This window comes from Agaribacterium sp. ZY112 (assembly GCF_041346925.1).
Taxonomy (GTDB): Bacteria; Pseudomonadota; Gammaproteobacteria; order Pseudomonadales; family Cellvibrionaceae; genus Agaribacterium.
Window position 1 is genome coordinate 3,564,028 of sequence record NZ_CP166840.1, and the last position, 25,973, is coordinate 3,590,000.

The 25,973-nt window shown below is 45.6% G+C and carries 27 protein-coding genes (1 of these 27 running past the window's edge); 8 read left to right on the forward strand and 19 right to left on the reverse strand.

Features of this window, described 5'->3' with window-relative positions; translation table 11 throughout:
• Positions 1-418: 418 nt before the first annotated feature.
• The 4 genes from AB1S55_RS15475 to AB1S55_RS15490 all read left to right on the forward strand — a co-directional run bounded on the left by AB1S55_RS15475 (position 419) and on the right by AB1S55_RS15490 (position 2,963).
• Positions 419-724, forward strand: a complete 306-nt coding sequence (locus tag AB1S55_RS15475) for an ArsR/SmtB family transcription factor (RefSeq protein ID WP_370979082.1) — start codon at positions 419-421, stop codon at positions 722-724.
• A gap of 12 nt (positions 725-736) precedes the next feature.
• Positions 737-1,300, forward strand: coding sequence for a rhodanese-like domain-containing protein (locus tag AB1S55_RS15480; protein ID WP_370979083.1), 564 nt, complete (start codon positions 737-739; stop codon positions 1,298-1,300).
• A 30-nt stretch (positions 1,301-1,330) separates the two neighbouring features.
• On the forward strand, positions 1,331-2,152 hold the full coding sequence (locus tag AB1S55_RS15485) for a sulfite exporter TauE/SafE family protein (RefSeq protein WP_370979084.1): 822 nt from the start codon (positions 1,331-1,333) through the stop codon (positions 2,150-2,152).
• A 115-nt stretch (positions 2,153-2,267) separates the two neighbouring features.
• Entirely contained in the window at positions 2,268-2,963 is a 696-nt protein-coding gene (locus tag AB1S55_RS15490) for an MBL fold metallo-hydrolase (RefSeq protein WP_370979085.1), read from the forward strand.
• Between the two features lie 92 nt (positions 2,964-3,055).
• Here AB1S55_RS15490 and AB1S55_RS15495 read toward each other — a convergent pair whose 3' ends face one another.
• The 13 genes from AB1S55_RS15495 to AB1S55_RS15555 all read right to left on the reverse strand — a co-directional run bounded on the left by AB1S55_RS15495 (position 3,056) and on the right by AB1S55_RS15555 (position 15,496).
• Positions 3,056-3,676, reverse strand: coding sequence for a ParA family protein (locus AB1S55_RS15495; protein ID WP_370979086.1), 621 nt, complete (start codon positions 3,674-3,676; stop codon positions 3,056-3,058).
• A 60-nt stretch (positions 3,677-3,736) separates the two neighbouring features.
• The gene (gloA, locus tag AB1S55_RS15500; RefSeq protein WP_370979087.1) at positions 3,737-4,120 is read right to left on the reverse strand and encodes a lactoylglutathione lyase; all 384 of its coding nucleotides are present in this window, start codon (positions 4,118-4,120) and stop codon (positions 3,737-3,739) included.
• 17 nt (positions 4,121-4,137) lie between these two features.
• Positions 4,138-4,995, reverse strand: a complete 858-nt coding sequence (locus AB1S55_RS15505; protein WP_370979088.1) for a sulfite exporter TauE/SafE family protein — start codon at positions 4,993-4,995, stop codon at positions 4,138-4,140.
• On the reverse strand, positions 4,992-5,210 hold the full coding sequence (gene ccoS / locus AB1S55_RS15510; RefSeq protein ID WP_370979089.1) for a cbb3-type cytochrome oxidase assembly protein CcoS: 219 nt from the start codon (positions 5,208-5,210) through the stop codon (positions 4,992-4,994). The genes AB1S55_RS15505 and ccoS overlap by 4 nt, the downstream gene beginning before the upstream one ends.
• Positions 5,211-5,225: 15 nt before the next feature.
• Positions 5,226-7,655, reverse strand: a complete 2,430-nt coding sequence (locus tag AB1S55_RS15515) for a heavy metal translocating P-type ATPase (protein WP_370979090.1) — start codon at positions 7,653-7,655, stop codon at positions 5,226-5,228.
• An 8-nt stretch (positions 7,656-7,663) separates the two neighbouring features.
• Entirely contained in the window at positions 7,664-8,170 is a 507-nt protein-coding gene (locus AB1S55_RS15520; RefSeq protein ID WP_370979091.1) for a FixH family protein, read from the reverse strand.
• Positions 8,171-8,180: 10 nt separating this feature from the next.
• Entirely contained in the window at positions 8,181-9,647 is a 1,467-nt protein-coding gene (ccoG, locus tag AB1S55_RS15525) for a cytochrome c oxidase accessory protein CcoG (protein ID WP_370979092.1), read from the reverse strand.
• 147 nt (positions 9,648-9,794) lie between these two features.
• Positions 9,795-10,688, reverse strand: coding sequence for a cytochrome-c oxidase, cbb3-type subunit III (gene ccoP / locus AB1S55_RS15530; protein WP_370979093.1), 894 nt, complete (start codon positions 10,686-10,688; stop codon positions 9,795-9,797).
• A 2-nt stretch (positions 10,689-10,690) separates the two neighbouring features.
• Positions 10,691-10,879 (reverse strand): cbb3-type cytochrome oxidase subunit 3, encoded by a 189-nt coding sequence (locus AB1S55_RS15535; RefSeq protein ID WP_370979094.1) that lies wholly within the window; start codon positions 10,877-10,879, stop codon positions 10,691-10,693.
• A gap of 2 nt (positions 10,880-10,881) precedes the next feature.
• Positions 10,882-11,493 (reverse strand): cytochrome-c oxidase, cbb3-type subunit II, encoded by a 612-nt coding sequence (gene ccoO / locus AB1S55_RS15540; RefSeq protein ID WP_370979095.1) that lies wholly within the window; start codon positions 11,491-11,493, stop codon positions 10,882-10,884.
• Between the two features lie 16 nt (positions 11,494-11,509).
• Complete coding sequence (gene ccoN, locus AB1S55_RS15545; RefSeq protein WP_370979096.1) at positions 11,510-12,955, reverse strand: cytochrome-c oxidase, cbb3-type subunit I; 1,446 nt, start codon at positions 12,953-12,955, stop codon at positions 11,510-11,512.
• Between the two features lie 215 nt (positions 12,956-13,170).
• Positions 13,171-14,400, reverse strand: a complete 1,230-nt coding sequence (locus AB1S55_RS15550) for an argininosuccinate synthase (RefSeq protein WP_370979097.1) — start codon at positions 14,398-14,400, stop codon at positions 13,171-13,173.
• A 184-nt stretch (positions 14,401-14,584) separates the two neighbouring features.
• Complete coding sequence (locus tag AB1S55_RS15555; RefSeq protein ID WP_370979098.1) at positions 14,585-15,496, reverse strand: OmpA family protein; 912 nt, start codon at positions 15,494-15,496, stop codon at positions 14,585-14,587.
• 177 nt (positions 15,497-15,673) lie between these two features.
• On the opposite strand from AB1S55_RS15555, the gene pyrC reads away from it, so the two are divergent.
• Positions 15,674-16,720 (forward strand): dihydroorotase, encoded by a 1,047-nt coding sequence (pyrC, locus tag AB1S55_RS15560; RefSeq protein WP_370979099.1) that lies wholly within the window; start codon positions 15,674-15,676, stop codon positions 16,718-16,720.
• Complete coding sequence (gene rnt / locus AB1S55_RS15565) at positions 16,720-17,385, forward strand: ribonuclease T (protein WP_370979100.1); 666 nt, start codon at positions 16,720-16,722, stop codon at positions 17,383-17,385. Before pyrC ends, rnt begins: the two co-directional genes overlap by 1 nt.
• 22 nt (positions 17,386-17,407) lie before the next feature.
• Here the strand turns inward: rnt and AB1S55_RS15570 are convergent, their stop codons facing one another.
• The 3 genes from AB1S55_RS15570 to AB1S55_RS15580 all read right to left on the reverse strand — a co-directional run bounded on the left by AB1S55_RS15570 (position 17,408) and on the right by AB1S55_RS15580 (position 21,421).
• Positions 17,408-18,361, reverse strand: coding sequence for a diguanylate cyclase domain-containing protein (locus tag AB1S55_RS15570; RefSeq protein ID WP_370979101.1), 954 nt, complete (start codon positions 18,359-18,361; stop codon positions 17,408-17,410).
• A 113-nt stretch (positions 18,362-18,474) separates the two neighbouring features.
• Positions 18,475-20,520 carry a hypothetical protein gene (locus AB1S55_RS15575; protein WP_370979102.1) on the reverse strand — a complete coding sequence of 682 codons (2,046 nt, stop codon included), beginning with the start codon at positions 20,518-20,520 and terminating at the stop codon, positions 18,475-18,477.
• Positions 20,521-20,818: 298 nt separating this feature from the next.
• A complete protein-coding gene (locus AB1S55_RS15580; RefSeq protein ID WP_370979103.1) occupies positions 20,819-21,421 on the reverse strand; it encodes a peroxiredoxin in 603 nt (200 codons plus the stop codon).
• Between the two features lie 700 nt (positions 21,422-22,121).
• Between AB1S55_RS15580 and pfkA the strand changes: the two genes are divergently transcribed.
• The gene (gene pfkA, locus AB1S55_RS15585) at positions 22,122-23,090 is read left to right on the forward strand and encodes a 6-phosphofructokinase (RefSeq protein ID WP_370979104.1); all 969 of its coding nucleotides are present in this window, start codon (positions 22,122-22,124) and stop codon (positions 23,088-23,090) included.
• Positions 23,091-23,156: 66 nt separating this feature from the next.
• On the opposite strand, the gene AB1S55_RS15590 is transcribed toward pfkA, so the two are convergent.
• From AB1S55_RS15590 to dbpA, 3 genes are all read right to left on the reverse strand, one after another.
• The gene (locus AB1S55_RS15590; protein WP_370979105.1) at positions 23,157-23,366 is read right to left on the reverse strand and encodes a cold-shock protein; all 210 of its coding nucleotides are present in this window, start codon (positions 23,364-23,366) and stop codon (positions 23,157-23,159) included.
• A 233-nt stretch (positions 23,367-23,599) separates the two neighbouring features.
• Positions 23,600-24,013, reverse strand: a complete 414-nt coding sequence (arfB, locus tag AB1S55_RS15595) for an alternative ribosome rescue aminoacyl-tRNA hydrolase ArfB (RefSeq protein WP_370981609.1) — start codon at positions 24,011-24,013, stop codon at positions 23,600-23,602.
• A gap of 32 nt (positions 24,014-24,045) precedes the next feature.
• Positions 24,046-25,428 carry an ATP-dependent RNA helicase DbpA gene (dbpA, locus tag AB1S55_RS15600; RefSeq protein ID WP_370979106.1) on the reverse strand — a complete coding sequence of 461 codons (1,383 nt, stop codon included), beginning with the start codon at positions 25,426-25,428 and terminating at the stop codon, positions 24,046-24,048.
• Between the two features lie 304 nt (positions 25,429-25,732).
• On the opposite strand from dbpA, the gene AB1S55_RS15605 reads away from it, so the two are divergent.
• Positions 25,733-25,973, forward strand: the 5' portion of a protein-coding gene (locus AB1S55_RS15605) for a hypothetical protein (RefSeq protein ID WP_370979107.1). The gene runs 746 nt beyond the window's last position; 241 of the gene's 987 nt are visible here — the first part of the coding sequence; the start codon lies at positions 25,733-25,735; the stop codon falls past the right edge of the window.

A 25,973-nucleotide genomic window follows, 5' to 3' on the forward strand; every position in this document is an offset into this window, starting at 1 on the left:
CCATTAATAAACCACATAATCTACCCCCATATTTTGTCATTTTCCATACAAATCAAAGGCTTAGCCAAATATGGCACGTAAAGTCCCATCTCCCTAGTTGACACTTTCCTAGTAATTCTGGGCCGTTTTAAAAATAAGCCATTAAATCAATCACTTAAGCTATTGGCTTTAGAATAACTAAGCCAAGGCTCTATATGCACTTATATAGTAGTACCAATGAGGCAGCAACCCGTATTGTATGTACATAGCTAGTACCAGCTTTAACGCGTAACCAGCCAAGTGTACACAAGCATCAAGTCAAGAGCCGATAAGGCCCCTGCCCTACCCAGTGGATGGCTAAGCTAAAAAAACACTAATTTAGCACTTGCTAATACACAAATATTAGTGTTTACTAATAATAACTAGCACGGAGCCCACTATGACAAACAAAGATCTAGAACAACTGGCCGTCCATGCCAGTGATGCAACGGCATTACTTAAAGAAATGGCCAATGAAAAGCGCCTGATGATTTTCTGCTGCTTAGGTGATGGTGAGATGAGTGTCAGCCAATTAAATGAGTTGGTGCCGCTTAGCCAAAGCGCCTTAAGCCAGCATTTGGCTCGTTTACGTGAGGCGGGTTTTTTAAGTACTCGCCGTGAAGCACAAACTATTTATTACCGTGTGGCTAACAATAATGTTGGCAAAATAATTCACACGTTAAAATCTATTTACTGCCCTGATTAAGAGGAGCCTAACATGAGTGTAAGCACGATTAATGCCGGTGACTTTATCGCCCAACACCAGCAAGAAAACATCACCATTATCGATTTACGCACCGCTGCAGAAACCGAAAGTGAATGTTTAGGTAATTGCCTTAGCCTACCCGTTCAAGAGCTAGATAAAGACAGCTTTGCAAAAACACTAACTGAGGCTGGCTACCAACAAGGGCCTATCTATTTACTTTGCCAAAGTGGCCGCCGCGCACAAATGGCTGTTGATAAGCTGCAAAATGAGGCCGACTACGAGCTTGTCATTATCGAAGGCGGTCTAAATGCCTGTAAAGAGAACGGCATACGCTTACAAGGCAGTGGCCGCAAGGTAATGAGCCTAGAGCGCCAAGTACGTATTGCCGCCGGGTTTTTAGTTGTTTTGGGTGTTGTGCTGGGCAGCATGCTGGCTCCGGCTTTTTATGCCCTTAGCGCCTTTGTCGGTGCAGGCCTTATGTTTGCAGGTATTACCGATACCTGTGGTATGGCAATGATGCTTGCGGCAATGCCTTGGAACAAAGCCAGTAAAGGCAAAAAGAACTGCAGTATTTAAACCCACACTAGGCAAGAGGAGCGCACAGTAATGGTCATTGTTATCGGCTTACTTATCGGCGCCCTGCTCGGCCTTACTGGGGCTGGCGGGTCTATCTTTGCGGTGCCCTTACTGATACTCCTTTTAGGTTTAAGTGCCAGTGATGCCATGGGCTTGGCCTTAGGTGCCGTAGCCGCCAGTGCATTTATTGGCACACTGAGCCAGCGCAAGCTGGTGTTGTGGTGGCCAGCCGCATTACTTTCTGCTGGTGGCATGTTAAGTGCGCCACTTGGGAAGTGGCTTGCAACACAACTGAACGACACGGTTTTAGTGTCTGCTTTTAGCGCGCTGGCTATGTTTATTGCTGTTCGCATGTTGCGCCAAGCAACATTAAACCCAGAAGCCAGTAAACATATTCGCGCCAGCAGTGGTGGCTCTGTTAGCAGCGAACAAAGCATGGCTTGTCGCTTAAGCCCCACAGGGCAGTTTCAGCTTAAACCTCGCTGTATGAGTGGTTTGCTTATAGGCGGTTTGAGCATAGGCCTAGCCAGTGGCTTATTTGGTGTAGGTGGTGGTTTTTTAATTGTGCCCCTTATTTTGTTTTTAAGTGCCATCCCTATGCAGCGAGCTATTGCGACCTCACTGGCCAGTATTAGTGTTATTAGCAGTGTTGGTTTTATCAGCCATCTTGTATTTGAGGGCTTAAATGAACTAGCGCTTATGTGGCCGATTTTAGCAGCGGCTATTGTTGGCATGCTTGCAAGCATTAGTTTAGCCCGCTTTATCGCAGGCCCAGTTTTACAAAAAAGCTTTGCGCTGCTGCTCATACTTGTGTCGGCGCTGTTACTTGCCAAACAGCTATTTTTAATGTGAACGGCTGTTAAAAGGCTCATGTAAAAACACGATCAACATCTTGTTAAAACATAATGCAAAAACGCAGTGTGTCGTAATAAGCAAGACCAAGATTAAAAAACCAGGAGTGATAACGATGATACTCGAACAGTTTTTTGAAAAAGAAAGCAGCACATACACCTATTTAATTGCTGATGAGCAAAGTGCTAAAGCTGCGCTTATTGATCCTGTATTAGAGCTAAGTGAGTTTTATATCGAGCAGTTAAACGCTCGAGGCCTCACCCTTGTCTATGTATTAGACACTCATACACATGCCGATCACATCAGTGCAAACGGTAAGTTACGAGAATTAAGCGGCTGCACCACTTACTTAGGTGAAGAAAGCCACTCTGAGTGCATAGATAAAAAGTTTCATCACAAGCAGCTTATTAAACTGGGTAACTTAAATATTACCGCACTGCATACGCCTGGCCATACCGATGACAGTTACAGCTTCCACGTAAATAATGACAAGCAAGATTATTTATTTACAGGTGATACCTTATTGATTAACGGCAGCGGGCGAACCGACTTTCAACAAGGCGATGCAGGTACTCAATACCACAGTATTTTTGATACCCTGCTGAGCTACCCCGATTCAAGCATTGTGCTTCCTGGGCATGACTATCATGGCCAAACACAAAGTACAGTGGCAAACGAAAGAGCGAATAACCCTCGCTTGCAAGTGAAAAATAAAGAAGCTTATATCGAGTTGATGAATAACTTAAAGCTGCCCAACCCTAAGCTAATGGACATTGCCGTACCAGCTAATCAGGCTTGCGGTAAGCTTTAGCGACTTGAGTAAGAAGGCGGCAAACAAGAGAAACATATATAAATTAAGGGCTCGGCTATGGGCCCTTGGATCTATTCAGTGCTTTTGAAACATCAACTGAGCGCTAACCACTGCACGATGGGCTGCCACTCGCCCTGATAGCGTTTAAGCCTCGCATTTTGAAAATCAAACAGACTCAAACCTTTATCCATTAATCGGATGTAATTTTGTGTATCGCGAACCTGCCCCACTAAGGGTAATTCTACACGCTCTAAAAAAGCCTCTAATACGTGAAAGTAGTTTGTATTACTGCGAACTTTATTAGCAATAAGCCCAACTCGAACATCGCTATCCATAAGGCCGTCGCGACTCAGGCTCATAATAAAACGTAAACAGGCTTTAATGTCTGTCGGTGAACTCAGCACCGGAATCAACAGGCGATCTCCGGCTTGTACACAGTGCCTCAACTCTTTAAAACCCCATGCTGCTGGCATATCGTGTACAACAATATCGGCACTGCTGGTGTCCAATGTGGCTTCAGGTTTTAGTGCACAACAACGAATCACAGAGCAAGACTCTGGCCTGCTTGCTAACCAGTCGCTACTGCTTTTTTGAGCGTCATGGTCAGCTAATAACACACGCCGCCCCTGTGCTGCGTAATAAGCTGCAAGCTGAGTGGCGATGGTGGTTTTGCCACAACCGCCTTTGGGATTAACAACAAACACCTGATCCATGGTGTGCCGAACCTAAAAATAAGTGAGAAAGGATATTGAGCGAGCTTAACTAACTCTAGCCTACCTGTCGTTTAATAGCTCTATTTTGTAACCATCTGGGTCTTCTACAAAAGCCAATATGGTTGTGCCCGATTTCATAGGCCCTGCTTCACGCACTACTTTTCCACCAGCTTCTTTTATGCGTTCACAGGCTTTATAAACATCATCAACGGCGATGGCGATATGACCATAGGCATCGCCCAGCTCATAAGCATTTGTATCCCAGTTGTGAGTCAGCTCAAGTACCGTATTATTGCTTTCATCTCCGTAGCCTACAAACGCTAAAGTAAAACGCCCTTCTGGGTATTCATTTCGACGCAATAACGTCATGCCTAGTACCGACGTATAAAATTCTAGGCTCTTATCTAGATCAGCAACGCGCAACATGGTGTGAAGTAAGCGCATATAAATCTCCTTATCGATTAATGGTGATGATGAGAGTGATCTTGGCTCGGCTCTGAGACTTGATCTGGGCTAGCTTGTACTGATTCTTCTGTTAACGACTCAGCGCCAGAAGGGGCAGTTTTCATATGCTGCTCATGCCCACTGTGATCATCAGCCGACATAGCATTTGCCGTGTGCTCACTATGAGCCGAATGCCCTGCATGAGCAGAGTGATTAGCGTGACCTGCGTGCTGAAAGACACCAAAGATAGTCCAAGCCCCCATTAATGCCATCAACAAGCCTAAGAGTAAACGCAGGCCTTTTTTCTGCAGTTGCCGAGTAAGGCCATCTGCAGCAATCGCACCGGCCACCACCGCAGGTAAAGTACCCAAACCAAAAAACAACATAAACGCAGCCCCACCCATAGTAGAACCTTGAACCAAGGCCATGGCCAAGGCGCTATACACTAATCCGCAGGGCAACCAGCCCCACAACATACCTAGTAATAAAGCCTGAGCTGGATTCTTAACAGGTAATAAGGCGCTGCTTAAGGGCTGAATGTGTCGCCAAAGTAGCGAGCCCAGTTTTTCTATTTTTTTTAATACATGGCTAATATCGGCTAAGTACAAACCCATTAATATTAATAATACGCCCGCAATAATGCGTAACAAAGAAGGCATCGCAAAAGCGCCTAGGCTCGCAGCCAAACCACCAATCAAGCTGTAACTGAATAAACGGCCGAAGTTATAGCTTACAATGGTGCCAATACGTTTAAGACGCTGCTCTGAAGAAATAGCCACATTAAGTGCCGCGCCTATGCCACCACACATGCCAATACAGTGAGCCGCGCCAAATAAGCCTAAAACCAAGGCCGAAACGAATAACTCCAAACTCATTGCTCTTGCTCCTTCTGCTCTACGGGCTGCTTGCTGGGCTTACTTTTATCGGCAGAATGCGCTTGTGAGCCCTGCTGCTCATTATCAAACAAGATGCGTTTCGCTTCGGTATCTAGGTCTTCAAACTGGCCATTTTTAACCGCCCAAAAAAATACAAAGACTGCAATTGCAACAATAACAATGGCAATAGGGATTAAAATAAAAAGACTTTCCATTAACTATCTCGTGAATTATTTACTTAAGCGAAGTGAATTTAGCACCACCACCAAGGAGCTTAAACTCATGCCTATTGCTGCTAGCCAAGGCGGAATTAGGCCCATAGCCGCAGCCGGTAGAGCCACTAGGTTGTAACCCAAAGCCCAACAAAAATTCTGCCGAATAACTTGTTTAACTTTTTTAGAAAACGACATGGCCTTTGTTAATGTCTGTAAATTAGGTGAAAGTAATACCGCATCGGCGCTCACTCTTGCTAACTGTGAAGCGGCCCCCATAGCCACACTTAAATCAGCCGCACCGAGCACGGGCACGTCATTAATACCATCACCTAACATAAGTACAGGGCCAGAATCGCGCTGCAATTCTTTAAGCGCGCTGAGTTTATTTTCAGGCGTAAGCTCGCCACTGCGCTTCACAAAGGCCGTGTTTGTATCTTGATCCCCAGTAAAATGGCTAGCAACAAAACGATCAACGTTTTTTTGCCTATCACCACTTAATACACTAAGCGCTAACCCCGAACGCTGGGCCGTATTTAAAAACGAACTTAAGCCCGGCCTTGGCATATCTTCAAAGCGAAACCACGCCAACGCTTTGCCATTTTCAGCCAATAACTGCCATAAACCTTCCCCAGGATAACCAGGAGCATCTTGGCTGGCAAAGTCTGCACGCCCAAAGCGATAACAACGCCCTTCAATATATGCTTCGATGCCCTGCCCCGGATAACTTTCGGCATCCACGGCAAGATAAGGGCTTTGTTTACCCTCAAAAGCTTTGGCTAAAGGGTGGCGGCTGTGTTTCTCTAGCGCGCAAACATAATCAACCACCTGCTGCTGCGTTAAAGCCACATTAAGATCAAGCACTTCTTGTAAAAGCCGAACTTCAACCAATTCGGGCTCACCCAGAGTCAGGGTGCCGGTTTTATCCATCACCAAGTGACGAATCTTCGGCAAGGTCTCTAAAGCGCTGGGGGATACCAGCAATAAGCCTTTTTCTCTAAGTTTGTTTAAGCCCGCCGCCAACGCCGCAGGCGTTGCCAAACTTAAGGCACAGGGGCACGTTACCACCAATACAGCCAAAGCAATCCAAAAGGCCTGCTCAGGATCGATCTGCAACCAAGTGATATAGACCGTGCCACACACCACTAATACAGCAGCAACAAACCAAGCGGCTACTTTATCGGCAAACTGTTGCTGTTTAGGTTTTTGGCTGAGCGCCTCTTCTAATAAATGTTGCACACCGGCAAGGCGAGTCTCTTTGCCTGTTGCTGTCACCTTAATCATGGCCGAGGGCTCTCCAAGAACCGCACCAGCTAATAACACATCGCCTTTTTGTTTTTTCTGAAGCTCCGACTCGCCGCTTAAAAGCGCTTCATCAACCATCGCCAGTTTGTCTAATAAAACACCATCACAGGGCACCACTTCCCCAGCGGAGACAAACAAGCGATCGCCAACATTTACCGATGTCAAAGGAATACTTTCGCGCTCTTTACCATGCTCATCGCACACACGCTCAACAGCATTCGGTAAGAGTTGAGTGAGTTTTTCTGTTTCTGCAGCGCTGGTGTGGCGCGCATTCATTTCGAGAAAACGACCAAAAAGTAAAAAGAAGGTAAACATGGAGACTGAATCAAAATACACCTCTCCACTATTATTTAAGGTTGCCGATACGCTGGCTATAAATGCCAAAGACAGCGCCAGAGCCACTGGCACATCCATATTTAAATGACGCAAACGAAGGCTTCGCCAAGCACCAATAAAAAAAGGCTGGGCGCTATACAACATCACCGGTAAGGCAAAGATTAAAGAGATCCAGCGCAAGAAATGCTGCCAGTAGTCATCCATGCCCTGCAAGGCACCCGCATGCAACGCAATGCCAACCATACCAACTTGCATCATACCTAAACCAGCTACGCCTATGCGCATAAGCGCCGAGCGACGCTCTTGCCGACGCTGTTCGGCTACTTTGTTTTCATTGGCCGGAATCGGTTTATAACCAATACGATGAAGCTGTTCAAAGATCTGGCTAAGCTTGAGCTTGCTTTTATTCCAGCGCAAAGAGCAACGATGCGTACTCACATTAACCCGCACCTGATCGACGGCATCTAACTGGCTAAGTTGCTTTTCAATTAGCCAAGCACAAGCTGCACAGTGAATACCCCCAATACTTAACTGGACTCGAAACCAATCCCCTTCAAGCTCGTGAGTAAAGCTTTGCTGCAGAACCTCGTTGTCATATGCATCAAAGCGTTCACGCCCCTCTTCAGGTCGTGTATCGGGACCATCGCGGTAGAGGTAATAATCACCCAGACCACCATGAACAATGGCCTCACTCACGGCTTGGCAAGCAGGGCAACAAAAATGGCGCTTGGCGCCGTTTAATTCGCTGCTAAAGGCCTTGTCAGCGGGAAGCCCACAATGAAAACAGCTAACGCTATCGGCTGACATAACTAAGCTTATTCAAACTCAGCTGAGTGTTTTTGTGATAGGTCTAAGTCTGCTTGTAAACGCCACAGTTCTAAGCCTGCATCATTTAATGAGCTTAATCGAACATACCAGCGCGAACCACTCTCAAGTACTTTGTTTGCAGACCATTGACCATTGCCTTGAGGTTTTAAACTAACAAAAAAGTCCTTATCAGCATCCGCAGGGTGACTAAAAGCCAGCACTAAACTATCTTCAGCGATAGGCTCATTTGCCACTGCCATTACGCTCAGTACTGAGTTAGTTCCATCAACACTTAAGCGAGCATCAACACCTAGCTTTTTTGCTTGTTCTTGCGGGGCAAAACTTTGGTTAATCATTTTGCCTACTTTGTAATAGTCATCACTCACAACATCTTGCTTGTGTTTAAAAGCAATCGTGACAAATACACTACAAACAATCACCACAACAATTAAAGGCGTGAAAATAAACCACGCCCAAAATTGCTTATACCAAGGCCCTATATCTCTTTCTTGCATCGTTATATCTCTAGCGTGCAGGCCCAATAAAACTGGATGTTTCACTGGCCATAATAGTCTCATCATCTTTAGAGCGAACCACAAAGGTCAGCTCTGTTTTTTCTGTATCAAATGCTTTTTTATTTACTACAACACGTACAGGCACGGTAAATACTTCACCCGCCTCAATCGGTACTGGGCGATATCGTTTAATTTCAAAGTCGTAATCACCCTCAACGCTAATGTCGTAACTGTGGGTGCTGTTATCCATATTATTAATTTTAACGGTATAGACATTTTGAACTTCGCCGCTGCGAACACGGAATAAACGTGCACCTCGGTCGCGAATAACATCTACGCCAACAGGGCTGCGATTAGAAACCACATAGGTGAAGGCACTGATCATTGCTAATACCCCCATGGCATAACCGATGACTCGCGCACGTATAACCTTGGTATGACCTGTTTCAATCGCATCCTCTGATGTGAAGTCAATTAAGCCACGTTCGTAGCCCATTTTATCCATGATGCTATTACAGGCATCAACACACAAACCACAGTTAATACACTCGTATTGAGCACCATCGCGAATATCAATATCCACTGGGCACACTTGCACACACCAAGAGCAATCTATGCAATCACCTAGCCCCTGAGCTTTATAGTCAGTACCAGCTTTACGCGCGCCACGACTTTCTCCACGCACTTGGTTATAGAGCACGGCAAGCGTATCTCTGTCATACATAACACTTTGAAAACGTGCGTAAGGACACATGTATTTACACACTTGCTCACGCAACCAACCGGCATTCAAATAGGTCATGCCTGCAAAAAACCAAGTCCAAAAAATAGCGTAACCAGATACGCCAAATTCAGGCATACCTGTTTCGCTATTAAGAGTGGGAATCATGCCCGTTAATAAGTCTCGAATGGGGAAGAAATACCCCATAAAGGTTAAGCCCGTTAAAAAGGCAACCAACCACCAGCCTGCGTGCTTAGCTGTTTTACGCCAGATTTTTTCAAAACCCCAGGCCTTTTTATCAAGCTTAATTCGCTTGTTTCTATCACCTTCAAAAAGGTGTTCGATCCAGATATAAATCAAGGTCCAGACGGTTTGTGGGCAGGTAAAACCACACCAAACACGGCCGAAAAGTGCCGTCACTGTAAATAATGCAAAGGCGGCGATAATTAAAATCCAAGCCAGCAACATAAAGTCTTGAGGCCAAAACGTCAGTAAGCCGATATGAAATTGCCGTGTCGGTAAATCAAAAAAGACCGGGGGGCGCCCATCGAGAACTAGCCAAGGTAAGATCAAAAAACCAAGAACTAAAGGTATACCTGTATAACGTCGAATTTTTTGGTAAAAGCCAGAAATTTTACGGGTATAAACTTTACTTTCAGATTCGTATAAATTGACATAACGAATAACAGCATCTTCCTGATCGGTTTGCTTGTTATTCTGCTTGTTTTCTAGACTAGGGTCCTGCTGGTCAGTCATCGACTTACTCCATCTTGAGCAACGCTTTTGTGCACAAAATATTAGGTCACTAACTGCAGCATTGTGGTCGCTGCACGCGACCTAAAGAAGGGATAAGGGCCGAGTTACGGCCCTTGGGCTAGCTATATGTATACTACTTGTCCTGTGTTAATCCTTTGATAAGGAATAAACATAAGCTGTTAACACGTGAATTTTATCTTCACGCAACAAATCTTTTTGAGCCGGCATTTGGTTCGCACGGCCATTGCGCAGGCTCTGCATAATGCCTTCACGACTACCATCATATAACCAAATATCATCGGTTAAATTTGGCGCGCCGACTGCGATCATGCCTTTTGCATCTGCACCGTGACAAGCTGCACAATTCTGAGCATACAAATCTGAACCAAGCTCAGCCGCATCAGCGTCATGCTCCTGACCACTCGCTTGCAAAACATACTCTGTGATCTGTGCTGTTTTCTCTTCACCTAAGATTGGGCCCCAAGCAGGCATCGCACCATTACGGCCGTGAGTAATACTGGCTTGAATATGCTCCGGCGTACCACCGTACAACCAATCATTGTCGCTCAGATCAGGGAAACCAAAGTTACCACCGGCATCTGCACCATGACAAACAGCACAGTTGTTAGCAAATAAACGGGCGCCCATCTTCATTGCTTTAGGGTTATCGATCAACTCTTCAACGCTCATTTGGTTAAAGACACCATAACTCTGCTCATAACTTTCTTGAGCAGCCGCTTGGTCTGCAGCGAGCTCACCAGCCGAAGTCCAGTTCAAATAACCTTTATACGACCCAAGACCTGGGTATAAAAACATCCAAACAAAACCAAAAATAATGGTGACAACAAACATGTTGAACCACCACTTAGGCAGTGGGTTGTCGTATTCTTCAATGCCATCGTAAACGTGGCCCGTTGTTTTATTTTCCGGATCTTCGTCATCTCTCACAGCCACCTTACGGTTAGCCATCAAGACCCAAATGACCAATGCAAGGCAGGTCAGGGTTAAGACTGTGATCCAAAGGCTCCAAAATGTACTCATGTTTATTCGCCCCTATTCTGCTCGCTCTCTTTGCGAGCACTTTGTTGTGATTGTTCTTCATCTGCAAAAGGCAGATTGGCGGCTTCATCAAATTTCTTTTTACGCTTGGGGCTAAACGCCCACCAGCACACGCCTATAAAAGCGATTAATACAAAAACAGTCGATAAGCCGCGAACAGTATTGATATCCATACTTAGCGCTTGTGAGTCAGCAAAGTACCCAAATTCTGCAGATAAGCTACAAGCGCATCAATCTCGCTTACACCCTTAACTGCGTCTTTTGCACCAGCAATGTCTTCGTCGGTATAGGGCACACCCACACTACGTAACGCAGCCATTTTCTTGCCAGTGTCTTCACCGTCTAAGACGGCATCAAACAACCAAGGAAACTCAGGCATATTTGACTCAGGCACGACGTTGCGAGGGTTATACAAATGCGCCTTGTGCCAAGTATCTGAATAACGACCACCTACACGAGCAAGGTCAGGCCCAGTACGCTTAGACCCCCACAAGAATGGGTGCTCATACACGCTCTCGCCTGCCACGCTGTAATGTCCGTAGCGCTCAACTTCAGCACGCAGGGGGCGAACCATTTGCGTGTGACAAACATGACAACCTTCACGAATATAAATATCGCGACCTTCAAGTTGAACAGCCGTTAGTGGCTTCAAGCCTTCAACCGGCTCAGTGGTCTCTTTTAAGAAGAACTGAGGTACGATTTCAACAAGAGCACCAAAACTAATGGCAAATACTGTCAACAGAACAAGAAGGCCAATATTCTTTTCAACTAAATCATGATTTTTCATTATTGATCCTCCCTATTTATGCCGCTTTTGCTGTGCCAGCAGGCACAACCGCGTTGTCTTCATCTTCGGCAGTACGGTATAAGTTGTACGCCATCAAAAACATACCCGACAAGAAGAACACACCACCAAGGAAACGTACAAAGTAACCTGGGTAGCTCGCTTCTAAGGCCTCTACAAAACTGTAGGTCAAAGAGCCATCGGAGTTGAATGCGCGCCACATTAGACCTTGAAGTAAACCATTTACCCACATAGAGGCGATATACAATACGGTACCAATAGTCGCTAACCAGAAGTGCACATTAACTAAAGGTACTGACCACATAGACTTACGGTTAAACAAGTGAGGTATCAGGTGATAACAGGCGCCGATTGAAATCATCGCAACCCAACCTAAAGCACCTGAGTGTACGTGACCGATGGTCCAGTCGGTGTTGTGAGATAAGGCGTTTACAGTTTTGATCGACATCATTGGACCTTCGAAGGTCGACATGCCGTAGAAGCTCAGACTCACCACTAAGAAACGTAAAGTAGGATCCGTACGCAATTTGTGCCATGCGCCACTTAAGGTAAGCACACCGTTGATCATACCACCCCAACTAGGAGCCAATAGAATCAAGCTCATCACCATACCAAGGGTTTGCGCCCAATCTGGAAGTGCACTGTAGTGCAAGTGGTGAGCACCGGCCCAAACGTAGATAGAAATCAAAGCCCAGAAGTGAACAATGGATAACTGATAAGAGTAAACCGGGCGTTCAGCTTGCTTAGGAACAAAGTAATACATGATGCCTAAGAAACCCGCCGTCAGGAAGAAACCTACCGCATTATGGCCATACCACCACTGAATCATCGCATCCATCGCACCGCTGTACATAGAGTAAGACTTCATGGCACTCACAGGTACGGCCATGCTATTAACAACGTGAAGAACGGCTACGGTGACAATAAAGGCACCAAAGAACCAATTCGCTACATAGATATGAGACGTTTTACGCTTAACAATGGTGCCAAAGAAGCATATGGCATAGGCCACCCAGACTAGGGTAATCAAAATATCGATTGGCCATTCTAGCTCCGCGTACTCTTTGGCTGAGGTATAACCAAGAGGAAGCGTAATAGCAGCAAGTACAATGATGAGTTGCCACCCCCAAAAGGTAAATGGAATTAAGAATCCACCCCAGAGGCGAGCCTGACATGTACGTTGCACCACGTAATACGAGGTAGCAAATAAAGCACAGCCACCAAAAGCAAAAATAACCGCATTAGTATGCAAAGGACGCAAGCGACCAAAATGCGTATAAGGTTGGAGGATGTCATTGAGCTCAGGCCAGTACAACTGCGCAGCTAGCAGTACGCCGACTGCCATGCCTACGATACCCCAAACTACTGTCATAACAGTAAATTGACGTACCACATCGTAGTTGTATGTGACTTCAGTTTGAGCAGCAGATGCGTCACTCGTCATATCAACTTCCCACGTTTGTTTAATTAATAATTGTTATAACCGCATAGCGGCCAAAGTAAGCAAAGCAAACCTATTATCCAGTCCAAAAAAAAGAAAAGACTGGGATAATGAAGTATGCCGTTTTCCCATCAGCAGAAAAACGAACGGCTCCAGTCTTTTGATCTACATCAAAAAACTGGAGCCTGCGCATTTCACTGCGAAGTGTTCCTACCCGATTAACTCTCGAGCGGGTTACGACCCTTTTCTGAAGCAATACGCAATCGTAAAGAATTTAGCTTAATAAAGCCTTCAGCATCTTTTTGATCGTAAGCACCCGCATCATCTTCAAAGGTAGCAATTTTTTCATCAAATAGGCTGTCTTCAGAGCGACGACCTACACAGCTAACAGCACCTTTATACAGCTTAAGGCGCACATCGCCGTTTACAACTTTTTGGCTTTCATCAATAAGCGCTTGAAGCATCTCACGCTCAGGGCTCCACCAATAGCCGTTATAAACTAATTCAGCATATTTAGGCATGATGCTGTCTTTCAGATGAGCAGCTTCACGATCTAAGGTTAGGCTCTCGATCGCACGATGCGCTTTCATCAGAATCGTGCCGCCAGGTGTTTCATAACAACCACGGCTCTTCATACCTACATAACGGTTTTCAACGATATCTAAACGACCAACACCGTGAGCACCGCCACGCTTGTTTAAGGTCTCTAAGAGCGTTGCTGGGCTCATCTCTTCGCCATCAATGGCAACAGGATCACCATTTTTAAAGCGAAGCTCTAAGTATTCGGCTTTATCTGGCGCCTCTTCAGGCGATACTGACCAGCGCCACATATCATCTTCAGCTTCAGCCCAAGGATCTTCCAACAAGTCACCTTCGTAGCTGATATGTAATAAGTTCGCATCCATTGAATACGGAGACTTCTTCTTGGCATTGGCAAAGTCTACTGGGATCTTATGCTCTTCACAGTAAGCCATTAAGGTCTCACGAGAAGTCAGATCCCATTCGCGCCATGGAGCAATCACTTGAATGCCAGGCTTAAGGGCATAAGCACCAAGTTCAAAACGAACTTGATCATTACCTTTACCAGTCGCACCGTGGCTGATGGCATCAGCGCCGGTTTCATTGGCAATTTCAATAAGGCGCTTAGCAATTAAAGGACGCGCAATAGAAGTACCTAGTAGGTACTCGCCTTCATATATCGCATTAGAACGGAACATAGGAAAAACGAAATCACGAACGAACTCTTCACGTAGATCATCAATATAGATTTCTTTTACACCTAGAGCTTCGGCTTTCGCACGAGCAGGTTCTACTTCTTCACCTTGGCCGATATCAGCGGTAAAGGTAACAACCTCACACTGATAAGTTTCCTGTAGCCACTTTACGATGACCGAGGTGTCTAGGCCGCCCGAATAGGCGAGCACGACTTTTTTAACGGAAGAGGACATCTCTACTCCACATGTTCAAAGAATATACAAAGGCTTATGGGGCGCGGATTATAGCGATTTTATCGCGCTTAAACCACTGCTGAAGTAGGGATAAACTGAAGCGAGCGGCTTATCGCTTTTTAAAAGCCCAAGCGAGCTTCCATTAACTAGCAAAGTCGCTCAATAAACAAACGAATAGAACGCTTTATTTATTTGATGCATCCGCTAGAGGCAGCACATCAATTTTTTTAACTCGCTCTAGCCTCACCGTGACTCTACGATTTTTTGCTCGGCCTGCTGCGCTGCCATTACTGGCTACGGGGTAACGCTCTCCATGCCAACGCAAGGTAATCCAATCTTCAGGAACACCTCTGCGTTGTAGGTATTGGGCAACTAATTCCGCCCGCTTTTTAGATAGCTCTAAATTATCGTCCCTATCCCCTTCGCTATCGGCATGACCATCAATATAAAAATAGCGAACCTTGCTATCGTGTTTCACCAACGTAAGAATTTGATCGAGTTTCATGGTTAAGGCTCTGGGAAGTTCATCGAGTTCGCCGCCTGGGAAAAGTAAGGATGTTCGCTGTAGCTGATCAAAATTACGTGGCAATAAGGCCGTCACACAACGAAGGTAGTCACGGTACTGTTCCTGAAAACCAATCGTGCTCAAAGCCAGCCTTGCCGGTTGAGCTTGCAGATCAAACCAGGTTGAGCCTCGCACTTCTATTTCATTACCCTGATAAAGATTACGCAATAGCCGCTCTGCCAAACTGGTATCCAGCCACAGAGGCCTGCGACCTTTATTCACCGCCACCGTTGCCAAGGGCTGCTCAACATAGCTTGGTTTCCAAACAGGACTCACAGCATAGAGCTGGGCCTCACCGGTTTTCATTCGCGCAGAAGAAGAGCGTAAATAAAAGGCCGAGTTTTCACCCGCTCGGGTGCGAAAAACAGCCTGACCATAAAAAGGAATGTTGTGCTCGAGCCGGCACGATTGTACCGAACCATGCAAATGCCAACTGCTGTCATTAATGCCATTCGAATAACTAAGAGCCTGAGAGGAAGCGGCCAACAAAGCACTTGCCACGACTATTAAAAACAGCATTAACTTAGACATGCAAACACCCGCACCCAAACAATAAGACAAAGCCTTTTATAGTTCTCGGCAGTAAAGCGATAAGCTTGAGCCCTTTATTCCTCAGCCAATCAGAGCATTAGCAGTGCAAAAGCCATGAAAATTCGTTAGCATGCGCCGCAGAATTTAATTTAAAAGCCTTCCAAAAATATACGCTTTATGAATACAACCTTAGATCGACTAGAGATCATTGCCCCCGATGACTGGCACATTCACCTTCGCGACGGTGATTCACTGAAGCTTACCGCGCCTCATGCAGCGCGTAGTTTTGCTCGGGCGATTATTATGCCCAACCTTGTACCTCCAGTATGTAATGCGGAGCAGGCTCTAGCTTATAAACAGCGTATTCTTGCAGAGCTGCCTAAAGGTAGCCTTTTTGAGCCTTTAATGGTGCTTTATCTCACCAACAATACCAGCGCTGCAGATATTGAAGCGGCTGCCGCTGCCGGTGTTGTCGCCTGTAAACTGTACCCAGCTGGCGCAACCACAAACAGCGACAGCGGTGTGACCGCGATTGAAAACATCTACCCTGCCCTCGAAGCCATGCAGAAAGTCGGCATGAAACTGCTTGTACACGGTGAAGTCACTGAAAGCCACGTTGATATCTTTGATCGTGAAGCGCAGTTTATCGAACAAAAACTGGCCCCTCTTGTCGCACGCTTTCCAGAGCTAAAAGTGGTGTTTGAACATATCACCACCGCCGATGCCGCCGCCTTTGTTCGCTCAGCAAGTAATAACGTTGCCGCGACCATCACCGCCCATCACCTGCTCTACAACCGCAATCACATGCTTGCCGGTGGCATACGCCCTCACTATTACTGTTTACCCATTCTTAAAGCAGGTAAGCATCAGCAAGCGCTAATAGATGCAGCAACCAGTGGCTCAGCAAAATTCTTCCTTGGTACAGACAGTGCCCCTCATGCACGCTCTAAGAAAGAAAACGTATGTGGCTGCGCAGGTTCCTATACTGCGTTTAGCGCTCTAGAGCTGTATGCCACGGCCTTTGAACAAGCCGATGCGCTCGATAAATTTGAAGCCTTTACATCATTTTATGGCCCTGACTTTTATCAATTGCCACGCAATACACATAAAGTTGTGCTCGAACGCCAAGAATGGCAAGTACCTGAAGAGTTCCCTTATTTAGACGAATGCATTCGCCCCCTGTGTGCGGGTGAAACGCTCAACTGGAAGCTGGTGGACGCCTAATGCTGAATGACACGGATGAAGTTTCCTTCTTGCCTAACGACAGTAGCGACTGTGATCTAGCCAGCCGCTTCCGCAAGTTTTTGCCTGTCATTATTGATGTTGAAACCGGCGGCTTTAACAAAGATACCGATGCCTTACTTGAAGTTGCAGCCGTATTAGTTCGCATGGATAGTCGTGGTATGCTGCAGCGAGGCGACACCATCGCCTTTCATATTGAGCCATTCGATGGCGCTAATATCGAACAAAGCGCGCTCGACTTCACCGGTATTGATTTAGACTGTGCCGGTAGAGACGCCGTAGATGAAGACATCGCCCTCAAAGAGGTGTTTCGCGCCGTTCGTGACGAAGTCAAACAACAAGACTGTAATCGCGCCGTCTTAGTTGGCCATAACGCCCACTTCGACTTAGGCTTTTTGCATACCGCCGCAGATAGAAACAAAATCAAGCGCAACCCCTTCCACCCTTTTTCTTGTTTTGATACGGCAACCCTTTCGGGTTTAGCCTTTGGCCAAACAGTACTGGCTAAAGCTTGTGAAAGTGCCGGTATCGAGTTTTCCAACAAAAGCGCTCACAGTGCGGCTTACGATGCAGAAAAGACAGCTGACCTGTTCTGCCATATCGTCAACAAGTGGAAAACACTCGGTGGCTGGCCTTTAGAAGAGTAGAAAGACGCGTAGCAACAGAATATCAACAGGGCTGGCTTTCACCAGAATAAAACAGGTACTCCAGCCTTGAGCGCCCTTTTCGTTTCGCATCGTACATAAGTTCGTCGGCAATCTGCACGACCTGATCAGCATTTAAACCTACTGCTGGGCCAAAGCTCACCGCTCCAATACTTGCACTGATGTGTATTGAATGCTCACACCATTTATCTATGGCTTCAATATCGGCAATCAGTTTACCCCCAAGCTGGCGAACATCCACTTCCCCCTGGACATTGTGCAAGACCAATAAAAATTCATCTCCACCAAGACGCCCAACAAGATCTGTTCGCCTAATCCTAGCCGTCAGGGCTTTAGCTACCGCCTTAAGCACCTGATCACCGGCAGCATGCCCAAGCTCATCATTTACCGCTTTAAATCCATCTAAATCTAAAAAAGCGACTGTTAAGGTTTCACTGTCTCTGCGCAACTCAGCAATTGCCCGGGTCAAGCTTTGCAAGATAGCCCGCCTATTAGGTAGCTCAGTTAATGCATCCCGACTCGCACTTTCACTAAGCCGCTCATTCAGCGCCTCTACCGCTTCGATACGCAGCTTGTCGCTGACATCTAAAACCCCCAACAAGGTATAGGAACCGGCCTCAAGCTCAATGGGATATAAACTGATTTCTACAGGATGCTCAGTTCCATCTTTCGCACAGGCAAGTACATCACGATCAAACTGCATGCCCTTAGCAGAAGGCTTAGACAAATAAGCTTGTTCATAGCCTTGGTGACGCTCATGAAAACGAGGCGGAATCATAAGTAAAATACTTTGCCCCTGAAGCTCTGTTTTCGACCAACCAAGCATGTCATGAATACGCTGATTACTAAAAGCAATATGCATAGAGCTATCGACCAGCAACATTCCTACTGGAGAAGCATTAAGAAGCGTAGTAACCAGTTTAGCGTCCTTGCCGCTATAAAAATCAGCCATAAACATATGAAAGTAGAGCTATTTATCAAAGTATGGCAAAGATGCAGAAAAAAGCCTGCTTAGCAGTTCTTCTATCATTCACAGAACTGATTAAGAACACACTGTTTTAACACGGGAGCTTAATGTTCAAGCTCAAGAATGGCCCAGACGCCAAGATTAGGAACAATAAACAGATAGTCACCATCAGCATTAACCGATAGAGGCAGCTCTAAGCCAGCGCCGTTCAAGGCATGCAAGGTAATAGAGCGAATATCCTCAGAAAAATAGTTTTGCGGAATAGAAACACGGACATTGCTTAAAACCGGTGTTGTGCCATCCGTAGCATTCACTGGGCGATTTAATAGGTGAATGATATAAGGCGCACCACTGTTACTCTTATGAACACGCGACAACGCACTAACGATATTATCTGCAGGGGCATTGGCAATACTCACGGATATGTTTTCAGCTCTGAGAGCCTCTATGGCTGCCTGATCGTCAGGATCATGTAAATCTAAAATTTTATCGCTGTGCTCAGATAACAAAGCGTTTTGCTCAGCATTTAAGTAGCTCAGGTCAGCATCGACAACAATCGTATCGTAACGCTCAAACTCTTCAGACCTCGGTACTAAAGGGCGCCCTTCATCACCAAAAAGCAATAAAGAAAAATTCAAGTTACGCTCTAACAAGTAGCGAATACTTCTATGCATTGTCGAGCTACCATCAATCCAAGTTGAATCTAGGTAGGCCATCATCGGCGATACTAAAGCCACTTTTGTATAGTCTATATAAGCATCAAACAAATCAGGTTTATCACTTACAAAACGATAAATATCGCGGTAATTATCTGCTGGAATATTCCATGTACCATCCCCCCCAACCCATACCGCTGCGGGAATAGAAAATATTGCCCCCATGGCATAAGACTGTGCGATCCAACCCCGTGCCGCCTGGGGTGCATTACGCTCTCGTAAATTTTGAAATTCCCAAGGATAAGTAAAATAGACCAGCGTTTTATCGACCGCCTCAGCCGCTTTTAAGTGAGAGATAATATTAATAGGTATTTCGGAGGCAAAGGTACTAGCACCAACAGCGTGCTCCCCAGCCAGAAAGGTAAGGTTTTCATCAAAAATATAACCACGGGCTTCAGTTACAGCAGTTGTTGCACCAATAGCTATATCTGCATCAATAGTGCGAATATAGCGAAAAACCTCAGCCATTTTTTGATTTAAAACTTGGCGATTAAAGTAAATAAAATCATCAAATAAGGGCACCCCACCGCTGATTAGATTGGCAGCAGCCGAATACGAACTATGGGTGTAGCCCTCAGAGATTAAAAAATCGCGATAATTAAACGTGCTTATATCATCAATACCTAAAGCACTTAGCTGCTCGATGCTGTAGCGCTCATGCATATACTCGCGAAATGCCGTCATCGCGTGGGTAGAAAAGTCACCGCCAAATTGATTTAAATCCGTAGAACGCGTCGAAGACGTTTGTGAATCAAACATAATATAAGATGCATTCGACTTTAAAATTTGATCGACCTGGGACTTTAACCAATCAACAAAAACTGGGCTGTGGTTACTCACCCAACCAGATGGCTGCCCCATATAATACAAAGGCTCATCGGAACCAAAATGCCAAGAAACAAGTTCACCATCTAAGGTGCGAACCCAATCATCGGCAGGCTCACTCTCGTATTCGATAAACCACTTCCAAGCCCAATCAAACTCACCACGAGCAACATAATCCAGCCCCGAATCACGAACTGACTGCACGTAGGCAACCCAGTTATTAATGGTCGCATCATCATAAAAATTAGTATTTGGTGGGTGCCCCCAGAATGCGCCATTAGCTCCAAAATCACCATAACCCGCTAGGTTTTGATTGCTTGGATAGGTATACCAAACCGCAGATTTAGAGAAATCTCGGTTCGAAGGGATACTTAAGGGTTTCGGAAAATAAGGCTCTGGAGAAGCTGAAGCTTCAGGTGTTGGCGGCACTGATGGCACTGGTGAAGGAAGAACAGTTGGAAGGCTACTTGGAGATGGCACCGAGCTAGGAGAAGCTACAGGACTCGCACTAGGCGTTGGCTGCGATGCTGAACCTGCCCCGCCACTACAAGCAGAGACACAAAAAGCAAGAACGTAAAAAACACTTATACGCTTATAGTAAGCCATCATTAAGAGCCCCCCACCATAAATTATAATTATCTGGCTGTGAGCCCTGCGAGCAAGGTCATCGCTTGCACAAGCTCTATTTATATACTTAGATTGTACAAAAAAACCACAGACTTTCTGTCACTCTACAACGACAAACCGGCTAAAAGCATGGAGCATGACACTGCAATTACACCTAAACGGAGCTATGGCACATAAAAAAGCAACAAAATATGAGGGGAAACAAAACGAGTGATAATGTTTTGCCAAGAAAAACGCCGGCATATAGCCGGCGTCTTCGAAAGAGTGAGCTGAAAAGCAATTACAGCTTATCGGCATTCTCTTTAAGGTAAGCAGCAACACCTTCAGGGCTTGCGTCCATACCTTTATCACCGTCACTCCAACCAGCAGGACAAACTTCACCGTGCTCCTGATGGAAAGCTAACGCATCTACCATACGTAACATTTCATCAACATTACGACCAAGAGGAAGATCATTAACAACCTGATGACGTACAAGACCGTCTTCGTCGATTAAGAATGAACCACGGAAAGCAACACCACCTTCAGACTCAACATCGTATGCCTGACAGATTGAGTGAGTGATGTCGGCAACTAGAGGGTATTTAACCGCACCGATACCACCATCTTCGATAGCAGTATTACGCCATGCATTGTGAGTAAAGTGAGAATCAATACTTACACCAATAACCTGTACACCACGCTTTTCAAACTCAGCAACGCGGTGATCAAAAGCCAATAGCTCAGAAGGACAAACAAAGGTGAAGTCTAACGGGTAGAAGAAAACAACAGCCTTCTTACCTTTAATGGTTTCTGCCAAGTTAAAAGCGTCTACGATTTCGCCGCTAGCAAGTACTGCAGGTGCAGTAAAATCCGGTGCTGGTTTTCCAACTAATACCGCCATGGTTATCTCCATACAAGTTTAAATTTTGGGGTAGCTGCGAGTATAGAAACTTACTCGCAGTTATGTGTTCTTTCTGCCATCAAAACGCTCACTAAACACTCAAGACTAACAATGAGTAAAGACACTTTGATAGAGCGGGCTAATCATACACCCTCTTTTATGGCAGGCTCATTAAATTTCTAAATAAGTGCCATAGTCTCTAACCATAACCTTTATTTTGTAGGATATATCTCACAAAACAAAAGTCGTTTGGCTTACACACTGCGGTGTCAGCTTCGGAGGAACTTTTGAATGTTCTCGACCATAATGTGTTCATGGATTGCAGGACGCAGACTTAATTGGTTAGGACGACCAGCTAGGAAGCATTTATGGAAGCAATCAAGGACGAACACACGGAAGTATTCACGGACGACTCGTAAGGCCAGTGACGGTCAATGGAAGCGCCCCCCTCTCCCTTTTGGAGAGGCAGGGGGCGAAAAGCCCCCCTCCTCTTTGTTTCAAATCAGATAAATCTCCACGCCCAGCACCAAATTTCTGTTAAAATTTGTGCTCGAATTACTACTTTTCCACTGTCATTTCTTATTTATGTTTATCAGCTATTCTTGCTGGCAGATAAACACATTATGATGCTGCGAAAAGCGGCCCATTTACGGCCATACTCACAGACAATTTCAGTGAATTTTCGACAAATTAGGAAGCGATGATGATCAAAAAAATCGGTGTTCTCACAAGTGGTGGCGATGCGCCTGGCATGAACGCAGCCGTGCGCGCCGTCGTGCGCACCGCTATCCATCATGACATTGAGGTTGCGGGTATCTATAACGGCTATTACGGCCTTTATCATGATGAAATCGAAACACTTAACCGCCGCTCTGTCGCCGACACCTTAAACCGCGGTGGTACTTTTTTAGGCTCCGCCCGCTTCCCTGAATTTAAAGAGGAAGCCATTCGTAAAGACGCGATAAAAAACTTACAAAAACACGGCATTGAAGCACTTGTGGTTGTAGGTGGTGACGGCTCTTATATGGGGGCCAAAAAACTCACAGAAATGGGGTTCCCTTGCATAGGCATTCCAGGCACTATCGATAATGATGTCGCCGGCACCGACTACACTATTGGCTTTTTTACAGCGCTCAACACCGTACTTGATGCCATTGACCGCTTGCGTGACACATCCAGCTCTCATAAGCGTATCTCAGTAGTTGAAATTATGGGCCGTTACTGTGGCGACTTAACCATTGCGGCATCTGTTTGTTCTGGCGCTGAGTTTGCAATTGTTCCCGAGGTTGAATACAACGAAGAGACTTTGCTTGAAGATTTACGAGCTCACGTACAGGAAGGCAAAAAGAATCACGCTATTGTCTGTGTGACCGAAAAGATCTGCGACGTTAATGAATTAGCTAAAAAGATAGAGAAGATCACCAACCTTGAAACTCGCGGCACGATTCTTGGCCACATTCAACGAGGAGGCGCACCCGGAGCCTTCGACCGTTTACTTGCCAGCCGCATGGGAGCTTATGCAGTTAAGCTATTAATCCAAGGTCACGGTGGGCGCTGTATCGGTACTCAAGCAAACAAACTTGTACATCACGATATTATCGATGCTCTTGAGAATATGACTCGCCCTTATAACCCTCACCTATTAGAGCTTTGCCACAAGCTTAGCTAGTTAGTTGTAGAAACAAAAACGCCTGCTTATGCAGGCGTTTTTAGTTAAGCTCGGAGTAGTGCTGATTTATATAGCAACAATCTCTTCTGCTTGCAGACCTTTCTGACCTGTCGTCACTTTAAATTCAACTTTTTGACCTTCGGCCAAGGTACGGAAACCGTCACCTTGAATAGCACTAAAGTGAGCAAAAACATCTTCGCCACCTTGCTGCTCAATAAAACCAAAACCTTTACTATCGTTGAACCATTTAACGGTACCAGTCACTTTCTCTGACATAATCATTTCCTATAAAACAAAAAAATAAACTTAGCCTTTCCTAGGCAGATCCTATGCAGGCCCTATGCAAAAAGTGGTTTACTGCTTAGTACTTCCTACGCTCAACTGATTAGGTAAAAGGGCGGCAGGTCGAAACAAAAGAGATAAGCCAAACTTTCTAGCCGAGGCTGAGTATATATAGGCGAGAATCCTGAGGTCAACGCTGTTAAGCGCTCTATGTCACGCTAAAGTACTTAATAACTGGGTTTGGCGCGTAAAGCCTTCTTTTTCCCCTTAGCCGTTTTATTATCAACACGCTTGCGCTGAGAAGAGCGTGTCGGCCTTGTCGCCCTTCTGGATTTCTGCTGCTTGACCGCATCACGAATTAAGCTTTGCAAACGCTCTAACGCGTCAAGACGATTTTTCTCTCGGGTGCGATATTGCTGAGCTTTAATAACTAGCACACCATCACTACTTAAGCGCTTATCGCTTAATGCCAGTAAACGTTCTTTATAAAATTCCGGTAAAGACGAGGCACGAACATCAAAGCGCAAGTGAATGGCTGAACTCACTTTATTTACGTTTTGCCCTCCCGCTCCCTGAGCGCGAATACCATTGAGCTCTATCTCATCAAGAGACAGAGAAACGGCATTAGAGAGAACAAGCAGAGCTTCCGGCACAAGGGCTTCCTACGTAACTATTAACGGCGTAAAAGCCGTGCTTTAAGTTGGCGGCCTTTTATCTTGCCATTCTTCAAACGCTCAAGCGCTTTTTTTGCTTGCTTACGCTTAACGGCCACAAAGGAACTCATCGGTTCGATTTTTATCTTACCCAAATCATCAACACTCAATGTCTTATCGCCACACAGAGCTCCAACAATATCACCGGGACGAATCTTTTGTTTTTTACCACCATCCAACTGCAAGGTATGCATGCTTGGCTTAGCTAAAGGTTCGTCCAATACAGAAACATGTGGCAGCTCCCACATCTCGGCTTCTTGACCGCGAATACGATTTAACTCTTCAAGTTTGTATTGCTCACGCTCAGTAAAAATCGTACACGCCACCCCTTTTTCTTCACCGCGGCCGGTACGACCCACTCGATGAACATGAACTTCAGCGTCACGACTTAACTGGTAGTTAATCACAAGGTCAACGTTGTCGATATCCAAACCGCGTGCCGCAACATCTGTCGCGACTAAAATCGTCGCACTGTGATTAGCAAAACGAATTAAGGTTCTATCCCTATCGCGTTGATCCATGTCTCCTTGTAAAGGAAGAGCTTCCACATCCTGTTCACATAACAGCTCCGCGCACTCTGCCACTTCTTTTTTAGTGTGACAAAATAAAATAGCGCTACTCGGGCGCAACTCATGTAACAAACGCATAACAGCATCAAAGCGATCTGATCCGTGTGAGATCTGATAAAAGCGCTGCTCAATATTCGTGTTATTAGACTCACTTTCGACTTCCAAGCTAAGCATATTACTTAAATAACGCTTAGCAATATCAGCAACGCCATCCGGATAGGTCGCACTAAATAACAGCGATTGTCGCGACTGAGGCGTAAGCGAAATAAGCTCATCAAGCACATCGCGAAAGCCCATATCGAGCATGCGATCAGCTTCATCTAGGACTAAGGTCTCAACATTATTTAAAGCCAAACGGCCTTTACGTACATGGTCATCAATACGCCCAGGTGTGCCAACAATAATATGAGCGCCATGCTCTAAAGAGCCTATTTGTGGCCCCATTGGCTGACCACCACATAAAGTTAGAATCTTGACGTTAGGTAGTTGCCTTGCCAATTTACGTAACTCATTGGCAACTTGGTCCGCCAATTCTCGTGTAGGACAAAGCACCAAGGCCTGCACACGAAAGCGCTTCACATCTAATTTATTTAACAGCCCTAAACCGAAAGCAAGGGTCTTGCCCGATCCCGTTTTTGCCCGAGCAATCAGATCACGTCCGGCAAGGGCTGGCTCCAAGGTCAACTGCTGTACTGCTGTTGGCGATTTAAACCCCAAGCTTGCAAGGTTTACTTGTAATTCAGGGCGTAAAGGGAAATCAGAAAAGGAAGACAAAGGAATACTCAAACAAGATATTGGTAGGCGCGCATATTAGCACATTTGCCCCATACCCGATGAGCCTTCTGAAGCGACAGTAAAACAGCTCTAAAGCAACATCCATCATGCAATCAATAAAAATGAATCGATCATAAACTGCACTTAAGTTCTAAGAAATACCCCCATACAAACCAAAACAAAGCAGGTATAACCTCATGGCACGATTTTCATCTTTTCGATAACAAAACAATATTCTACAAAACCACCAATGCCCCCTAAAATGCGCTCACTTTTTAAGCAAACCTACTAGGAGTCAAACGAGTTGTTTCGATGTCTTTTTCTTGCTGCAAGCATGCTACCTGCACTTAGCCAAGCTTTTACCATTGATAGCAGCGAATTTAATACACTCAGTAGTAGCAGTGAAAAAGCAACAAGCCAGCAACATGTCTACAGGCAAGACAGTGTTGTTCATCAACATACAACAAAGTACCTAACCCAAACGCAATTACAGCCTACAAGTGCATTTTCAGCTCAATTCAGTACCGAACATGTAGAACAAGCGG

What these genes read in the sequence shown, in the direction of transcription:
- pfkA (WP_370979104.1), top strand. Translation starts at nt 22,122, where the DNA reads ATGATGATCAAAAAAATCGGTGTTCTCACAAGTGGTGGCGATGCGCCT.
- AB1S55_RS15495 (WP_370979086.1), bottom strand. Translation starts at nt 3,676, where the DNA reads ATGGATCAGGTGTTTGTTGTTAATCCCAAAGGCGGTTGTGGCAAAACC.
- AB1S55_RS15575 (WP_370979102.1), bottom strand. Translation starts at nt 20,520, where the DNA reads ATGATGGCTTACTATAAGCGTATAAGTGTTTTTTACGTTCTTGCTTTT.
- AB1S55_RS15535 (WP_370979094.1), bottom strand. Translation starts at nt 10,879, where the DNA reads ATGGATATCAATACTGTTCGCGGCTTATCGACTGTTTTTGTATTAATC.
- ccoP (WP_370979093.1), bottom strand. Translation starts at nt 10,688, where the DNA reads ATGAGTACATTTTGGAGCCTTTGGATCACAGTCTTAACCCTGACCTGC.
- AB1S55_RS15550 (WP_370979097.1), bottom strand. Translation starts at nt 14,400, where the DNA reads ATGTCCTCTTCCGTTAAAAAAGTCGTGCTCGCCTATTCGGGCGGCCTA.
- ccoS (WP_370979089.1), bottom strand. Translation starts at nt 5,210, where the DNA reads ATGGAAAGTCTTTTTATTTTAATCCCTATTGCCATTGTTATTGTTGCA.
- pyrC (WP_370979099.1), top strand. Translation starts at nt 15,674, where the DNA reads ATGAATACAACCTTAGATCGACTAGAGATCATTGCCCCCGATGACTGG.
- rnt (WP_370979100.1), top strand. Translation starts at nt 16,720, where the DNA reads ATGCTGAATGACACGGATGAAGTTTCCTTCTTGCCTAACGACAGTAGC.
- AB1S55_RS15570 (WP_370979101.1), bottom strand. Translation starts at nt 18,361, where the DNA reads ATGTTTATGGCTGATTTTTATAGCGGCAAGGACGCTAAACTGGTTACT.
- ccoG (WP_370979092.1), bottom strand. Translation starts at nt 9,647, where the DNA reads ATGACTGACCAGCAGGACCCTAGTCTAGAAAACAAGCAGAATAACAAG.
- AB1S55_RS15485 (WP_370979084.1), top strand. Translation starts at nt 1,331, where the DNA reads ATGGTCATTGTTATCGGCTTACTTATCGGCGCCCTGCTCGGCCTTACT.
- AB1S55_RS15505 (WP_370979088.1), bottom strand. Translation starts at nt 4,995, where the DNA reads ATGAGTTTGGAGTTATTCGTTTCGGCCTTGGTTTTAGGCTTATTTGGC.
- AB1S55_RS15480 (WP_370979083.1), top strand. Translation starts at nt 737, where the DNA reads ATGAGTGTAAGCACGATTAATGCCGGTGACTTTATCGCCCAACACCAG.
- AB1S55_RS15515 (WP_370979090.1), bottom strand. Translation starts at nt 7,655, where the DNA reads ATGTCAGCCGATAGCGTTAGCTGTTTTCATTGTGGGCTTCCCGCTGAC.
- ccoN (WP_370979096.1), bottom strand. Translation starts at nt 12,955, where the DNA reads ATGACGAGTGACGCATCTGCTGCTCAAACTGAAGTCACATACAACTAC.
- AB1S55_RS15580 (WP_370979103.1), bottom strand. Translation starts at nt 21,421, where the DNA reads ATGGCGGTATTAGTTGGAAAACCAGCACCGGATTTTACTGCACCTGCA.
- AB1S55_RS15555 (WP_370979098.1), bottom strand. Translation starts at nt 15,496, where the DNA reads ATGTCTAAGTTAATGCTGTTTTTAATAGTCGTGGCAAGTGCTTTGTTG.
- ccoO (WP_370979095.1), bottom strand. Translation starts at nt 11,493, where the DNA reads ATGAAAAATCATGATTTAGTTGAAAAGAATATTGGCCTTCTTGTTCTG.
- AB1S55_RS15590 (WP_370979105.1), bottom strand. Translation starts at nt 23,366, where the DNA reads ATGTCAGAGAAAGTGACTGGTACCGTTAAATGGTTCAACGATAGTAAA.
- AB1S55_RS15490 (WP_370979085.1), top strand. Translation starts at nt 2,268, where the DNA reads ATGATACTCGAACAGTTTTTTGAAAAAGAAAGCAGCACATACACCTAT.
- AB1S55_RS15520 (WP_370979091.1), bottom strand. Translation starts at nt 8,170, where the DNA reads ATGCAAGAAAGAGATATAGGGCCTTGGTATAAGCAATTTTGGGCGTGG.
- gloA (WP_370979087.1), bottom strand. Translation starts at nt 4,120, where the DNA reads ATGCGCTTACTTCACACCATGTTGCGCGTTGCTGATCTAGATAAGAGC.
- AB1S55_RS15475 (WP_370979082.1), top strand. Translation starts at nt 419, where the DNA reads ATGACAAACAAAGATCTAGAACAACTGGCCGTCCATGCCAGTGATGCA.